Consider the following 17,775-nt stretch of genomic DNA (forward strand, 5'->3'; position numbering starts at 1 on the left):
GGACGAATATCTCTAACGGAGGCATTATGAAACATTTTTCCATAAAATCACTCATGATCGTTGTGCTTTGCCTTGCATTATGCACAACGATGTTGCCGCTTGGAACGACGTTCGCAAATGAATCCTCCCCCGTGTCCATCTCTCATGTAACCTCAGGTGAGAAAGCAGTAACACCAGACACGGCAATCGAAGAGATTCAACAATCCATGGGCGAGTCAATCACCAATGACAAAGGAGAAGTAAAAAATCCAATCGAGTACACGGAAACGGATATTTCTTCGCTTACATGGACGCAGCTAGAGACTGACACTGTTATTGACATTCATCGCAGTTTTGACAGAGCATTGTTAAAATTCGCAGCCTATTTCTATTCCGAGCTGCTGCAATTACTAACAGCAGAAGAACAAGAAGAAGTCAAACGTCTTTCCTCTGAGCAGATTATCACCCAATTCGAGAATCTGAGTCAGGAAAGCAAAGACCTCTTGCAGCGGTTAACTCCTCTCGTTTTATCTAAAATCAATGAATTGAAACAACTGGAAGAACAGATGGAGGTCCAATCCACTACTCCACCCCCGGTAAAATACACCGAAAAGGATCAGGAGTTTCGTTTTGCTCGTTCAAAAACAGAGCAATCCGTCGATGATCTATACCGTGCTGCGAACCTGGTCGAGCAAGATCTCTACTTGCCAGGAAAGCATGGACTGGATCTGGACATAAAACGCAGATACCACTCCCTGAGCAGTAAAATCAGTGCGCCAAGCTGGGATGAGGACTTTTCCAAGAATGAAGCACTGAAGTCCAATGAGAAATTTGCAACCGGCTGGGATTTTAATATGCCCAGATTGGATATTGTCACCCGGGAGCAGGCCGTAACGGTAAGGGACGACCCCTATAATCCAGGTCAACAAATTTACTCTACCAAAGTAGACAAGGATCCATCGAGTAATCGGTATTACATTACTTTAGAGGACGGCACATCTTTAGAATACCGGTTCAACAAGTTTGTGAATTATCCGTATCAAGACATCTTCTTCACGATTGACGATGTGAATCGGAAGTACACGCTGCATTACCGCAATTTGAAGTACGAGTTTGATGTCACGTTGGGAACGGTCGTCAAATCCAATATTTATGGGGACACGATCAAGTACAACCTGAACAGCGATGGAGAGCCGGTGAGCATAGAAGACAGTGTCGGCCGTTATGTGGTGCTGAAACGAAAGCAAAACGACACCACGCAGGACTTGATTGTCTACAAAGACAAGACTGAGACCACCGTGCTCAAGCACATTCGCTACCATTTTGAACGAAAGTTCGCATTGAGCGGTTACCATCAGCTTGTTCGCGTAGAAGTCCTGCCGACAGCAGGGAGCGGCAGCAGCGCATATACAGTGGCCCGGTATGCCTATCATGATCCCAAAACAAAGGGCATTGCCTATTTCAATTTAAACAAAAACTATACGCTGGAAAAGCTGCCTACAGATCAAGCCCTACAGGATTCAGCGAAGTTTTGGGAGTCCGATGTAGCGAAACGCTCGGAAATCGATTACTTGCTCATGCAAGAAGCGTTTTATCCCTTGCAGGGCTTAAAAATCAATTACGATTACCGCCCCTATCAATTAGGTCAAACTACCTTCAATGACGGACTCGTACGAATTTTTCAAGACAAGCATGCCTTGAGCTATGTATCCTACCATCCTGTCAATAAAGTATCGTACAGCTATACACAGAAAACACCGAGCGGTACAAATACGTATAAGCTGGAAAAGAGCTATACAGATAACGGCAATTTCCGTGAGGTATGGAAGGTGCCAAAGGAAAAGCTGCCCAGATTGAAGAATTTTGCGGATCGACATGGGGATACCATTCATGTCACCGAATCAGAGGCATCCCGTTACACGAAGAATTCCATTTACAAGGTCAATCAAGACGGAAATCCTTTGCTGAGAAGTGAGAAAACGACAGGCATTAGTAAAGGCGGAACAAATGTATCTGGCGCGAAGTACCGGGTCGAGTATAATCCCACTACCTACACGACCTACGCCTACTCCGGTCGGAATACTAAGCCGACGTATCAGTACGTTTTTCTCGAACCGACTTCGTCCGTTAGCGATCTGGATGTGTACAATCACTACCTGAAAGACCCGAATGTTTCCAAGCGTGCTCAGTATGCTGCCAAGATCAACAATTACGCACAAGAGACGTATTTGGAATACAACCATTATGGACAACTGATCAAGCAGATTGCGCCAGACGGGATTATGAGTACATGGACATATGATGAGGTGGCGCTGAATCCATGGGGCTTCCGGACCTTCTCCGTATTGAAGGCAGCCCGAACGCAATCTACGACAGCATCCGGTGATCCTTACTATTCGAATACCACCTTTGAGTACAACGATCAATATTTGCTTCGGAAGGAAACGGAGATCAACTCGTTCCCTGCCAATTTAATCAATACACCCAAGAGTCAATCGGTTGAACGGACCTACGAGTACACAAACAAACAGCTTTATTCGATAACGGAGAACTTTGGCGGAGGAAAAACACGGACGCAGACCTTTACCGCTTATGATCAATACGGAATTCAGCCTACGCAGATCGCACTCGCCGGAGTGGAGCTGGAAAGCGGAAAATCGGATGTGCTGAATTTTTCCTACGAAATCGATGACAAAGGCCAAATCAAAAGTCAGACCTATCCGAACGGAAGCAAGGCTACCTATGAATACGATGAGTTAGGAAGACCTCTTTCGGAGACTTTTCATAATCAAGGCGCAAAACGAAGCATTACGTATGTCTATCGGGACGGCGAAGCTTCTGGGGAGACGACAGAGGGACCGGGCATCGTGGAGAAAATTGCACCGGATTCATCGAAGCTCATCACCTACTACACCCCATATGGAGATACGGCCTATCAAGAGCAGGTAGGCACAACAGGTACGAAACGTCCCTTGGTAGAAAACGAGTTCACGCCGGATGGGTTAGAGGTTAGCCGCATGGTTCCTTTTGGGAAGCAGGGGGAAAGCACCTCGTATCTGTATGACTGGGATGGCTTTTTGTATCAAACGACGAATGCACTTGGAACTACCAAGAATCATCGAAACAATGCCTACTCGGATGGATCGAAATATTTGCCGCGCTTGACGGAACAAACGCTCTCTCCCAATGGGCTCATCGTAACCACCTATCGCGACTTGTATGGAAGAGTGGAGAGCACAGAGGAGACGACCCAAAGTGGCAGTCACCATCGCGAGACAAACTATCAGACTGATCGATTCGGGAAAGTAACCCATAAAGAAATCTCTGACGGCAAGACTTCCCAAGCGTGGAGTATGCGCTTCGATCATAACGACAATCTCGTATATTTGCAGGACCCGGAAAATAACGTAAACGTATATGGCTACGATACGCTAGGCAATCTCACCAGTGTTCTGGAAAATGGCACGACTACGGCAGAATATACCTACAATAGCTTGGCATGGAAGCTCTCCGAGAAGAATCCGGAAACGAGAGCAGAGACGTACACCTACGATAAAAGCGGTCTTGTGAAGAGCTACAAGGACAAAAACGGCGTCACGTTCAACTACGACTATTCGCCTTTCCATGAACTGACGAAAGTTTCTTCTGGTACAGCCTTCTATGAAGAGCGCGTGTACGATCCACAGTCTGGTCTACTTCTGAGCGAAAATAATCACATCGGAAACTCTATCAGCTATGGCTACGATGGATTCCATCGGAAGAATCGCCAGACGATGATGGGCAAAGACTACCAGCTTCTTTATTCAGACAATGACGATTCGGTAGATACACTTGTATACCCTGCACGAAGTGCGGTATCTGGTTCTGCCCCATCTCTTAGTGTCGGGTACACCTATGACAACGCGAACAGATTGAATTCGGTGGCGATTCCAGGAGTCGGAACGACCACGTACACGTACGATATCAGCAACACAGGTGAAACCAATGCTGTATCGTATCCGGGACAACCGACAGCGATGCAGCAATCGGTCAGCTCATTCGGTGAAAAAACAGCCTTGAATCACGCGGACGGCTGGAACGAGACTAATGGCTACGATCTGTTTGGCAATATCACTAGTCAAAAGCGCTCCGGTACGAATTATGGATTGTTTGTGTACGACAAGCTTTCCCGGATCAAGGAAGAATCGGTGGAAGGAAACGTTAAGCAGTATGCCTATGATAAGCGCGGCAACCGCCAAGTGTATGCCAATGCTCCTGGTAATATCTTAAGCTCCTATGAAATGAAGCACGATTTATTTAATCGTTTGCAGGAGTATAAGGACGAGAAAGGGACGACGACGTACACGTATTATCCAGGTGGACTGCGGGCGACGAAGCAACAGACTGGTAGTGTGACGGATACGACCAATTACGTTTACCTGAATGGGCAAGTCATTGAAGAGCTCACGCAGGATGGCAGGGTCAAAGCGCGGAATGTGTTTGGTAACCAGTTGATTTGGAGGAAAGACTACGCGGCGAATCTTGAAGGTACCTACTATTACAACAGCCACGGGGATGTTGTTAAGCTCAAAGACCCGAACGGCAACGTCCTGAATACGTATGACTATGACATTTGGGGTAACTTGATCGCGGATAAGGTCAAGGAGACGATGTCTAACCCGTTTACGTATGCGGGGGAGATGTTTGACAAGGAGAGCGGGTTTTACTACCTGCGTGCCCGGTATTATGATCCGAAGATAGGGAGGTTTATCTCGGAGGATACGTATAAAGGGCAAGTGGATAATCCATTGTCGATGAATCGGTATACGTATACGCATAATAATCCGTTGAGGTTTGTTGATCCGAGCGGTCACGTCGTTGAAGAAGGAACGGGCGGAATCGGTGGCTTTACATCACAAAAAGCAGAGTACATGCATTGGGCAGGGGTTGCTGCAAGGAAGGCATACGAACAGGGGATAGAGCCAGAAGATGCAGTAAGAATGTATGTACCAACGCATTTACAGGAGGAAGTTCTTTCGACAGCTGTCGTAACATTTAATACTGCGGTTTGGGTGAATCATGGAGATGCTCCCGATTTAGGATTGGCAGCTTCTACCACCGGTGCATTAGCAGCGGGGACGTTGAAAAATACGTCTAAAGGGATGGGGAAGGTTTCCGGTATGCCACCTATCGTTCAATCTCGAATAAATATCAGTAATGATGGATGGAAGCATGTTGTAGACAGGCATTTTTCAAATAAGAATGCTTCAAAGTTCACAATAACACAGGACGAACTTCGCTCACTTTTATCCAGCAAAGATATAGTAAAATCATCAGTAGTAAGAAGTATCGACAGCTCAGAAGGAGTTCGATACGTAAGAGTGGTCACATTAGACAAGTCAATTGGACTGGATAAATTTAATAATTTCAAGCCCACTTCTACAATGACTATTCTAACTGATAAGCATGGTAATTTGGTAACAGCATTCCCTGGGTTGCTAAAATAGTTAGTGAAATGAGGGTGAAACGTGAAATTAATTGGGAGTAAATTGGAACAAGAAATAAGGGAGCAACTTAATAAATCGAATCAATCACTATTTAAGAGTGAAGAGAAACGAAGACTACTTGAAGTGATTAAAAGTTCATATCCGGAAATGAATACAGCTTATATTGTTCATTGGATACCCGAGCAAGGGGAAGATATTTATAAGATTTTAATTAACGATAGCATTATCGCAGAAGTTGAATTAGATCGCTATAACGAGCTTGAACCAATTGTTGCAACTAAAACGATTACGCAATATTTACAAGGCCTTAGTAAACAGTGTCGAATTACGTTAGCGGTTGCTCTTGATTTGGCGAAGCAAGACTTAAAGAATGTGGAATAGGCTGGACCGAAAGACCGTACAAAACTGAAAGGCAATAAAAATGTATTGAAGCATGGTCAGCATTTTGGGATGCAATTACTGGTTTAGTTGAGTTACTTGAAAGAATGGTATTTAAGGGGTGGGGATAATTTATTGACTAATCTCCCAGTTGGTGCTGATATTCTAAAAAAGAGACTGGAAGATATGAATATACGATACCCAAATACTTTCGTTGAAATTGAATATACGTAACACCAGACCCAAACGAGTAATCTAAGCTCGCTTGGGTCCTTTTTTGTCTATCTCAGAATCTATCTGCTAATGAACATGAACTGCTCTAGGTAGTAGGCCATTAGAGCAAGACTGACCTGCAAGTCAAAAAAAACATACTCTAACTTGGAAATCCCTTCTGCTAATCAGCAATATTGGCTGACTAGTAATTTGTTAGTCAAAACATATTGGTAAGTTCCTATTGATCCAATATCAGGAATTCACTATAATTCAAAATGCTGTTTAGGTAAAATTTACATTTTTTATCTGCACTTATTTTTAGGAAGGAGATGAAGAGTAACTGGCTGGCTAGAAATATTTTTAAAAAGGAATGATACCAAAGCTCAACACAATTATGACAAGGAGTTACAGGAATGAACCCTAGATTCATCCGCTCAATCAGTCGTTTCAATGTATTCCTACTGCTAGCTTTATTGTTTTTGCAACTTATCCCAGAGCACGCTATCGCAAGCGCTAGTAGTAAAACGTATTTAATTGGTTTTAAAGAAAGCAAGAAAACAAAAGTGAGGGCGATTCAAAGATCATCTGTCCAGCAACTTAGCACGAAAGTGATGGTTGCTCAATTAACAGAGAGTGAAATGGAGGTAATGTCTCAGGACGAGAATGTAGCCTATATTGAGGAAGATAGTGAAATAGAGTTAGCAGAAACAAACAGAACAGAAAAGCAGGAAATTCCGTGGGGGATTGAGCACATAGGGGCAAATCAAGCTCACGAAAAAAATTACAAAGGCCAAAACATCAAAATTGGAATTATTGATACAGGTATATCCAATCATGAAGACCTCCAAGTAAAAGGAGGCATTTCCTATGTAGAAGGAAAATCAGATTTTGATGATGAGCACGGGCATGGAACTGGGGTGGCTGGTGTTATCGCTGGTAAAGATAATGATGTTGGGATTGTTGGTGTTGCACCAGAAGCTGAAATCTATGCCATTAGAGTCCTTGATGAAAAAGGTCACGGTACCTATTCCGGCATGATTCAGGGGATTGAATGGGCGATACAGAATGACATGAACATCGTTTCCATTAGTGCTGGTGGTAGAATTGACAGTCAAGCGTTACACGACCAGATAAAAAGAGCGAATCAACAAGGAATACTGGTTATTGCAGCAGCAGGAAATCGCGGAATGGGTGAGGATACCCAGTTATATCCTGCGAAATATGCTGAGACATTGTCCGTCGGTGCGATTAATCAGGACAATCAACGGGCTGATTTTTCAAGTGTTGGCAGTGGGTTAGACCTGATGGCTCCTGGCGTTGATATTCTAAGTACGTCTCTCCATGGAGACTATGAGCAACGTTCAGGCACTTCTTTAGCAGCTCCTCACGTAACCGGTGCAGCAGCTGTTATTTGGTCGAAAAAGGGTGGAGCCACCAATCGCGAAGTGCGTGATAGTTTAGTCGATAACGCAACACCTTTAGGGGAATCACGTTTTTACGGAAAAGGGCTTGTAAACCTAGAGAAAGCGCTGGGACTAGGGGATGAAGACTCCGCAGAGATTACCTCACTGGAATCGACGCCGAACGAATTGCGACTTTCCGAAGGTGAAAATTATCAACTGAAGATTACTGCGAACATGACAGATGGCAACACCAGAGATGTCAGCAAAGAAGTTACGTATTCGAGCAAAGATGAAAAAATTGCTACGGTTACACCTTCAGGGTTCGTCACAGGAAGTGGAATAGGAGATACGCAACTGATCGCTGAGTTGGGTCACAAGACGATTGAGATTCCGATAGTCGTGACGAAGCGAGCTCCTTTGATACCAATAGGTGGGCTCGACACCCCCGAAAAAGGCGAGTTAATCAGTGGTACGTATACCATTAAAGGATGGTATCTCCATCCAGACGGTGTATCGAAAATCAGTATCCTGATTGATGGTACGAATGTGGGAGAGGCATCTTATGGCGACCCGAGACCAGATGTTGAAGCGAAATATCCAGCTTATCAGAATAGCAGTGCTGGATTTCACTATCAACTGGATACTGGGAATTTAACGGCAGGCACACATAGCATTACGGTGGAAGTTCAAGATACGAATGGACAACAAACCGTCATTGATGGAACGACGTTTTACATTGGTGACGTGGAGCCGTTGAATGGTCTGCATGCCGATGTAACCAAGCTGGAACTAACGAATGAAGGTTCCCATCAGTTGGTGGTATCTACTGTTTTAGAAGATAACACCCTGAAAGACGTTACAAGTCTTGCAGAGTACGCTTCATCAGATGAAAGTGTCGTAGCAGTAGACGCTACTGGGCTTGTAAAAGCAACGGGGTATGGAACGGCGATTGTGACCATTCGATATGAAGGTCAATCAATCACGATCCCCGTTACGATCAAAAAGGATGAGCCACTGATACCGCGTTGGGAGTTAGAGGCGCCAACAAGTAATTCGATGATGACAGGCGTCACACTCATCAAGGGTTGGTACCTGGATCCATCAGGTGTTTCCAAGATAGAGGTTCATTTTGATGGAACAGTAGTGGGGGAGGCTTCTTATGGGCATACCCGACCTGATATTGAATCCTCGTATCCACAATATCAGAATGCTAAAGCCGGATTTGAGTACTCCTTAGACACAACGCAGCTAATGGAAGGGCAGCACTCGATTAAGGTAACGGCTGTCAATAAAGACGGCGCTGAACAAGTTCTGGCAGAGCGAGCTGTTTTCATCGGTCGTGCTGAACCGGCAACAAGTATTGTGGCAAATATAAGCAAGGTAGATTTGATACAAGGGAATACACAGCAATTATCCATTTCTGCTGTTTTACTGAATCAACAAACGAAAGATGTGACGAGAGAGGCTCAATACACGATTGAGAATCCTGCGATCATTAGCCTTTCAGATAAAGGTATCGTTACGGGAATTGAAGTCGGTCAAACCAATATCATCGTGAAATACCAGGAACAAACGCTTACGATACCTGTTTGGGTCAAAGCAGCAGGGGCTCTGGCTCGGGGAGGCATTGACAGTCCCGCAGAAAATGCATTAATCAGCGGTGTTTACCCTGTCACAGGCTGGTTTATTGACTCTACTGGTGTTGAAAAGATTGAAGTACTGGTCGATGGAGCCGTAAGTGGTGAAGCAACCTATGGCATTTCTCGTCCGGAAATAGAAATTATGGATGCTCCCAAACCGGATGGAAACGTAGGGTTCCACTACAATCTCGATACAGGGAAATTGCGGGAAGGCACACATACTCTTTCTGTTAGAGGAACAGGAAAGGGTGGAAATCAGGTAATGCTGGGGAACAGAACGATTCAAGTCGTTACCTTGCTACCAGCAATAGGATTAAAGGCAAACGTTACTGAGCTAACCGTTCCTCAAGCAAAAACACATCAAATGACTGTCATGGCGGTATTGGAGGATCAGAGCAGTCAGGATGTAACCAAGTTGGCCCTATACGACATAGAGAATTCTTCTGTCGCAAAGGTGAGCACTGATGGCTTGGTCACGGCTCTAGCCCAAGGAGGTACGAGTCTCACCGTAAAATATGGGGATCAAAGTATCAGCATTCCTATTACTGTTACGGAAGCGGAAGCACTTAAAACCTTGGGAGAGATAGAAACGCCTGTAAATGGTGCTACTGTCAATGGCACCTATACGATTTCAGGATGGTTTTTACATCCCTCTGCTATCTCAGACTATCAGGTTGTCATTGACGGGATCGAACATGGGAAAGCAAAGTCAGGCATTGCTCGACCTGATATTGCCCTGCTTCATCCGGAATATACAAATACACAAGCAGGATACAGCTATACCGTAGATCTGAACGAACTGCAACCGGGTAATCATACCGTTTCTGTGATCGCAACGGATAGCGAAGGAAAGCAGCATCCACTACCCGAAAAAAGTTTCGTAGTTGGAAAAAATGCTCCAGCGATCAGTCTGCAAAATACAGAACCAACTATTAGCGTAGCAAAAGACGCTATGCAGAAACTGCAGATTACCGCCAGTTTTGAGGGTCAACAATCAAGGGACATTACAGGGGAAGCTGTTTATACAGTAGAAGATCCGAATGTCGTTTATGTCAGTCCGCTGGGAATCGTAACAGGGTTGAAGGTTGGAATGACAAAGATTCAAGTGAATTACGGGAATCAGTCATTAATGATTCCAGTTGTTGTCACAGAATCAGAAGCAGGCTCGCTTGTTGCCAAAGGGCAAATGGATATCCCAAAAGAAGGCACAGTTATTGGTGGAACCACAACCATACAGGGATGGATTCTGAACCCAAGCGGTGTGTCCAAAATCGAGGTTTTGGTGGATGGACAATTACAGGGAACTGCCGTATATGGCGGACCTCGTCCAGACATTTTAGCCATGTATCCACTCTACCAGAATGCAAATGCTGGCTTTCAATATCTACTGGATACGTCCTTGTTTGCGGAAGGGAATCACAAACTGACCATAAAAGTAACGGATAAAGCGGGCGCGGAGAGTCTCTTGCTGGAAAGTAACATCATCATTGGTCCCGTTACGGGAATCACAGCTAATTATTCCGAAGTTACTTTAGAAAAAGACAAGAGCGTAGCATTCACGGTCGTTGCATCTTATCGAGATAAGAGTACCAAGGATGTAACGGGAGAAGTAACCTACACGATTGATAATCCATCTATCGCCAAAATAGATGCAACTGGATTACTAACCGGGCTCTCATCAGGAAGTACAGTGCTCACTGTGTCTTATGCTGGCATAGTCAAGCAATACCCTGTCACTGTAAAAGGCGACGTCTTGGTAACAGGGGGCGCCATTGACACCCCGCAAGATAACGAACTGATCAGTAGGAATTACAACATGACGGGATGGTTCGTTTCTTCTGGTGAAGTGGAGAAAATCGAGGTTTTGATGGATGGAGATAAGCTGGGCGAGGCGAAATATGGGCTTGAACGACCAGATCTGAAGCGCAAATACCCAGACGCACCACATCTAAAACCAGGCTTCTCCTATCTGTTGGAAGTTGACCAGATGCAAGTAGGGGAACACCAATTACAGGTGCTGGTCACAGAAAAAGACGGGAAGCAAACCAGTATGGAGAAGACAATCACGATTGTTGAACCCATACATGACACGTATGCTTTTTGGCTGCAATTTTCTAATCAGCAAGGACAGAACAATTGGTCCTATCAGGAGGTAAGCGGAGATCGCTTCACGGACTTGGAATGGGACAAAGCTGCCGAGGAATGGAAGAGTAATCAAAACGAGACGGCAATCGGAAACACGTGGATAAAAGTCGGGAGCTCAGATCCTATCCTGAAATGGAAGGCACCGCGTTCAGGACGAATTCACGTTAGCGGTTGGATTTCCAAAATCCAAGTGGAAGAGGGAGACGGAGTTAACGTCCGACTACTGAAAAATGATGCTCAAATTTGGCCTTCCTCAGGCTGGCAATCGATTGACTTTAACGATGAGATTGGTGTGGAAATTCAGGAGGAGCTTTCGATTGAAGAAGGAGACGCATTGATTTTTCAAGTCAACCAGAAAGAAAACAACATTGGGGATCTTCTAAAATGGACACCTGAAATCACCTACATAACGACTGAGGTGAACGATAATTCTGCTCCCCAAGTCTACTTGACCTCACCCGTGGTAGGGAAGGCTGTCACTACTGTTAATTCAGAGGATGTCATCGTCATATCAGGCATTGCGATGGATCCGAACATCGGAGACCAAGTTCATATTTGGTATCAGCTAGATGAAGAAGATCCTCATGAACTGACTCGTTTTACGGCGTCTGAGAGCGCAAATGAATTTTCATACAACTTGCCCATCAGCAATTTGAAACCAGATCATCTCTACTCACTTCGTGTCTGGGCGGTCGATCAGAAATCCAGTAAATCTCTCGTCGAAAAAGTCGATATTAGCTTGGATATGAGAGCGCAAGCTGAAAAGGACCCGATAACCATTTCTGCGAATTGGAAATATCCGAAAGATCGAGCAGAAATACCAAAAGGGCAGTCGATTACGTTGGATTGGGACTACTACAACGGTAAAGGGTATCCAAGTTATATAGCCTCGCAAGAATTAATCATTTATATCAGCGAGGGCGGGCATGTCACTTCTACAAAACGGGAGAAATTAACAGGTACAGCCCGTTCTTATGTATTTGATACAAGCTATATACAAAAAAACGCCCTCATTGATGTGCGCCTAAAAGCGATAATGAAGAGCGATGCCCCGAAAATCCTTGAAGGCAGTACCGCTAAATTGGAGTTCTATCTATTAGCCACGAATCAAGCACCTGTCGTCGTAAATACAGAGCTTGTCATCATGGATAGTGGCCGAACAGGGTTAATTAATTATTCGCTTAGAGATAATGATGTTTCAGACAAAATCGTATCAACAAAATTAAGAGTGGGACTGACTCCAGGCGGAAACGAGCTGGGTGAGAAACAAGAGCCGATTTCCGAATCGAACCAAAATGGGAATGCGTCCGGCAGATATTTTTTCCCCATCACAAAAGAAATGTTATATCAAACCGTATATTGGACGGTTCAAGCTCAGGATAATCGTGGTGCATGGACTACACCAACGAATTACACATCCCGATTGGTAGATGCTCTCCCGAAGATCGTTATTTACACCCCTGGGGCAAAGAGGGTCATGGACATTGATGAGACCTTTACTCTGGAAGGAGTCTATACCCATCTTCAAGCAGGCGATGTCATATCTGGCAGGATGAATCGTCTTAAAAATCCGCAGGAATTTACTACTACTGGTAGCTCAGGTCAGTGGAGCCTTAGCTGGAGGGGCAGGGATCTTGGAGAAGGCACCTATCCGAACATCGAAGTATCCAATCGCGGCGGTTTTGTAGCGGTTTATCCTGGAAGCTTGACTATCGAGAAGAAACCAGATGCCCCAAATAATATTAGTGTAGAGGCAGATACGAATTCCCTTAAAGTATTTTGGAGTCCTGTCGTAGGCGCAACAGACTACGGCATTCAAGTAGATGGCGGAGGTATTAAGCGGATAGGCAATGTGTCCAATCATACCATCACGGGCCTACAACCGGCGACCGTTTATACAATTAGACTTTGGGCGTACAATTCATCCGGTACTAGCAGCTATGGCAGCGGCTCGATCACGGTCCAAACGAAACCGGCAGAAAGTAATTTTAATCTGTTGGTAGAGTATAACCCGGTACGGATGCATTTTCCTGCCAATCAGGCAAAATACTTTAAAATCACAGCGAGAACGAGCGGAGTTTATCAGTTCACGTTAAATAACGACTCGGGATTAGCGGCAGATGCAAATATATCCGTTTATAAAGGGGCGAGCTTGCTGGATCATGAGGAGATCTCCTCAGGTAGTAATGGTAGAGTGAATCCAGTATTTGCTGCCGGAAAAACGTATTATGTGAAGATTGTAGGAAAAAGTGCGTTTTACGCTACGCTTTTGGCAAAGCCAGGAGGCGAAGCCTTTGTTTTTAATCAGCCAAACGATATCACGATTCCAGGTGGACAAACGGTAGAAATCGCCATGACTGTTACCATTCCTGGAAAGTATCGCATGGTTACCCAATTGAAAAATCCAAGTCAGAAGTATCCTGTTGTAACGGTCTATTCCAATGGGGTTCAAGTGTCACCGAGGGAGAAGCCAAGTGCAGCGGAGGTCATTTATGATTTGGCGGCAGGTGCCTATACGATTAAGCTGACCAATACAGAAAGTAATCCAGTCAATGTACTATTTACAGTTTTTGCTCCAGCGGCTGGGGGAACGGTTTACGAGTATGTATACGATCAAAACAATCGAATCAAGGCGATCAAAGAAAACGGAGTCGAAAGCGTCATTTTCTATCATGACGAGAACGGAAATATCACAAAAAGTGTAAAGCAAAACGCATCTACACCACAGAAAGCTAAAGCCTTGAGTCTCGATCTGGAGAAGGTGGATGTATCACCCGGTAACTCCAAATCAATCAAGGTCATGGCAACGTTGGACAACGGGAGTCAGGTGGATGTAAGCGCGCAGGCTGTATATGTCGTGGAGGATCCCTCGGTTGCCTATATCAACAAGGGGATTGTGTATGCGGTGAACGGCGGGACGACGAAGGCCAGGTTGTATTTCGGTGGGCAGTCGAAGACTTTTGCCATTACCGTTAATGCACCATCCGTTCATTTGACATCAATCAGTCTTGCACCAGGACAATCAACAATAACAGAAGGCCAGATCCAACGCTTGTACGCATCCGCTTATTACTCAGATGGTAACAGCAAAGATATCAGCAGCGTTGCCAGCTTTGACACCTCGAATGCATCTGTTGCGCAAGTGAGCAGCCAGGGTGTCGTAACGGGTATCAAAGCAGGAACAGCGATGATTACCGTTTCTTATGATGGTAAAAGTGCATCTAGCCAGATAACTGTTCAAGGGGCTACCATTCAGGAAATAAAAGGAACACCGGTGCAAGTATCGTTGGTTGCAGGTGGTACTCAACAGCTTAGTGTAACGGCGACTTATTCAAACGGGGCCGAAGAAAATATTTCTAGACAAGCCGTTTATTCAAGTAGTAATGCCAATGTTGCATCAGTGGATAGTGGTGGACTGATAACAGCAATTTCGCCAGGAGCTACGCAAGTCACGGTAAGCTACGGTGGGCAAAGTACGATCATTCCTGTTACGGTTTCAGGAAATGCCATCTCTCTCGTGTCTTTGGCTGTTACGCCAGCGACAGTGAGCATTGGCAAAGGAGCCAGCCAGCAGTTGGAAGTGAAGGCGACCTACAGTGATAACAGCCAAACGATTGTAACGAATCAGGCGACTTATCAGAGTTCGCAGCCTGCTATTGCCAGTGTTGGAGCAAGTGGGTCTGTTACTGGAGTGGCGGTCGGAACATCTACTGTAACAGTATCTTTTGGTGGAAAAGTAGTTACCGTTCCTGTTCAGGTTACAGAGACACAAGAGCCTGTGCAGAGCTTGTCTGTTACACCAGTCAGCTTGAACATGTTGGTTGGGAAGACGCAGCAGCTACAAGTAACAGCGACCTATAAGGATGGCAAGAACATGGATGTTTCGGGGCAAGCAGTCTACTTGCCAGGAGATGCCACAGTGGTAACTGTTGATTCGAACAGAGTGGTTACGGCTGTTAAGGCAGGTAGTACGAACATCACCGTTTCCTTTGGGGGAGCAAGTGTGGTTGTGCCTGTTGTTGTTACTGCTGAGAATGTAATTCAAAGCATCAAAGTTCTACCAGAAAAGATAACAATGCTAGAGAATGGTACAAATCAGTTGCTTGTAAAAGCAGTTTTTATGGATGGTACAGAAGTGGATGTAACCAATAAAGCTTTGTATACATTAGAAGATCAAGCCATTGCTTCTGTTACTACCGATGGGTTGTTAACAGGTTTAAAAGTGGGAAGTACCTCGATCACGATTGCTCATTCAGGAAAAACGATTAATACCATGGTGCATGTAGTAAGCGTGGAAAGTAAGATAGCGAGCTTGTCCGCAGGTGGAGCACATACGTTGATGGTGAAAGAAGACGGAAGTGTTTGGGCGTGGGGTCAAAATGAGAAGGGTCAGCTAGGAGATGGAACGGTACAGAATCGGATGACGCCAATAGGAAGTATGCTGGTCATCTCCGCGCAGCAATTGGTAGCGAATCCAGGAACGGTCTTACTGCCAATATCTCAAAGCAAGCCATTACAAATCACGGCGACTTATGTAAACACCAGTACCCAAGATGTCACGACGCAGTCGACGTATGAGAGCAGTAACCCAGCGGTTGCATCGGTAGATGCGACAGGTGTGATCACAGCGGTATCGGTAGGGACAACGAACATTACAGTGAGCTACTATAACAAAACGATTACGGTCCCTGTAGAAGTCAAGGAGACAGAGGTCAAAGTCAATCGCTTGTCCGCAGGTGGAGCACATACGTTGATGGTGAAAGAAGACGGAAGTGTATGGGCGTGGGGACAAAACGAGAAGGGACAGCTAGGAGATGGAACGGCACAGAATCGGACAACGCCAATAGAAAGTATGCTAGTCATCTCTGCTCAGCAACTGGTAGCGAGTCCAAGTACGGTGTTGCTGCCAACATCTCAAAGCAAGCCATTACAAATCACGGCGACCTATGCAAATAACAGCACCCAAGATGTCACGACGCAGTCGACGTATGAAAGCAGTAACCCAGCGGTTGCAACAGTAGATGCAGCAGGTGTGGTCACAGCGGTATCGGTAGGGACTGCGACTATCACAGTGAGCTACTATAACAAAACGATTACGGTCCCTGTAGAAGTCAAGGAGACAGAGGTCAAAGTCAATCGCTTGTCCGCAGGTAACGCACATACGTTGATGGTGAAAGAAGACGGAAGTGTATGGGCGTGGGGACAAAACGAGAAGGGGCAGCTAGGAGATGGCACGGTACAGAATCGGACAACGCCAGTAGAAAGTATGCTGGTCATTTCGGCGCAGCAACTGGTAGCGAGTCCAAGTACAGTGTTGCTGCCAACATCTCAAAGCAAACCATTACAAATCACGGCGACCTATGCAAATAACAGCACCCAAGATGTCACGACGCAGTCGACGTATGAGAGCAGTAATCCAGTGGTTGCATCGGTAGATGCGTCAGGTGTGATCACAGCGGTATCGGTAGGAACAGCGACTATCACAGTGAGCTACTATAACAAAACGATCACAGTTCCTGTGGAAGTAAAAGAGGCGGAAGTGAAGATTAATCGCTTGTCCGCAGGTGGAGCACATACATTGATAGTGAAAGAAGACGGAAGTGTATGGGCGTGGGGTCAGAATGAGAAGGGTCAACTAGGAGATGGAACGGTACAAAATCGGATGACGCCAATAGGAAGTATGCTGGTCATCTCCGCGCAGCAATTGGTAGCGAATCCAGGAACGGTCTTACTGCCAATATCTCAAAGCAAGCCATTACAAATCACGGCGACTTATGTAAACAACAGTACCCAAGATGTCACGACGCAGTCGACGTATGAGAGCAGTAACTCAGCGGTTGCATCGGTAGATGCCGCAGGTGTGATCACAGCGGTATCGGTAGGGACAACGAACATTACAGTGAGCTACTATAACAAAACGATTACGGTCCCTGTAGAAGTCAAGGAGACAGAGGTCAAAGTCAATCGCTTGTCCGCAGGTAACGCACATACATTGTTGGTGAAAGAAGACGGAAGTGTATGGGCGTGGGGTCAGAATGAGAAGGGACAGCTAGGAGATGGAACGGCACAGAATCGGACAACGCCAATAGAAAGTATGCTAGTCATCTCTGCTCAGCAACTGGTAGCGAGTCCAAGTACGGTGTTGCTGCCGACGTCCCAAAGCAAGTCATTGCAAATCACGGCGACCTATGCAAATAACAGCACCCAAGGTGTCACGACGCAGTCGACGTATGAAAGCAGTAACCCAGCGGTTGCATCGGTAGATGCCGCAGGAGTGATCACAGCGGTATCGGTAGGGACAACGAACATCGCAGTGAGCTACTATAACAAAACGATCACGGTTCCTGTGGAAGTCAAGGAGATCGAAGTGAAAGCCAAACGGATGTCCGCAGGTGGAGCACATACGTTGATGGTGAAGGAAGAAGGAAGTGTATGGGCGTGGGGACAAAACGAGAAAGGACAGCTAGGAAATAATAGTCTACAAAATAGCACAGTCCCAGTATTAACGAATGACAATTAAATGGAGTGAGC

At 45.5% G+C, this 17,775-nt stretch carries 3 protein-coding genes; all 3 read left to right on the forward strand.

Annotation, left to right across the window (positions count from 1 at the left end):
• Positions 1-26 precede the first annotated feature (26 nt).
• Positions 27-5,465 carry an RHS repeat domain-containing protein gene (locus tag HP567_RS11870; RefSeq protein WP_229087993.1) on the forward strand — a complete coding sequence of 1,813 codons (5,439 nt, stop codon included), beginning with the start codon at positions 27-29 and terminating at the stop codon, positions 5,463-5,465.
• A gap of 21 nt (positions 5,466-5,486) precedes the next feature.
• Positions 5,487-5,846, forward strand: coding sequence for a hypothetical protein (locus tag HP567_RS11875; protein ID WP_173608527.1), 360 nt, complete (start codon positions 5,487-5,489; stop codon positions 5,844-5,846).
• A 623-nt stretch (positions 5,847-6,469) separates the two neighbouring features.
• Positions 6,470-17,764 carry an Ig-like domain-containing protein gene (locus HP567_RS11880; RefSeq protein ID WP_229087994.1) on the forward strand — a complete coding sequence of 3,765 codons (11,295 nt, stop codon included), beginning with the start codon at positions 6,470-6,472 and terminating at the stop codon, positions 17,762-17,764.
• Positions 17,765-17,775 lie beyond the last annotated feature (11 nt).

The sequence above is a fragment of the Brevibacillus sp. M2.1A genome (assembly GCF_013284355.2).
Taxonomy (GTDB): Bacteria; Bacillota; Bacilli; order Brevibacillales; family Brevibacillaceae; genus Brevibacillus.

Coding starts and splice junctions, on each gene's coding strand:
- HP567_RS11870 (WP_229087993.1), top strand. CDS start 27: ATGAAACATTTTTCCATAAAATCACTCATGATCGTTGTGCTTTGCCTT.
- HP567_RS11880 (WP_229087994.1), top strand. CDS start 6,470: ATGAACCCTAGATTCATCCGCTCAATCAGTCGTTTCAATGTATTCCTA.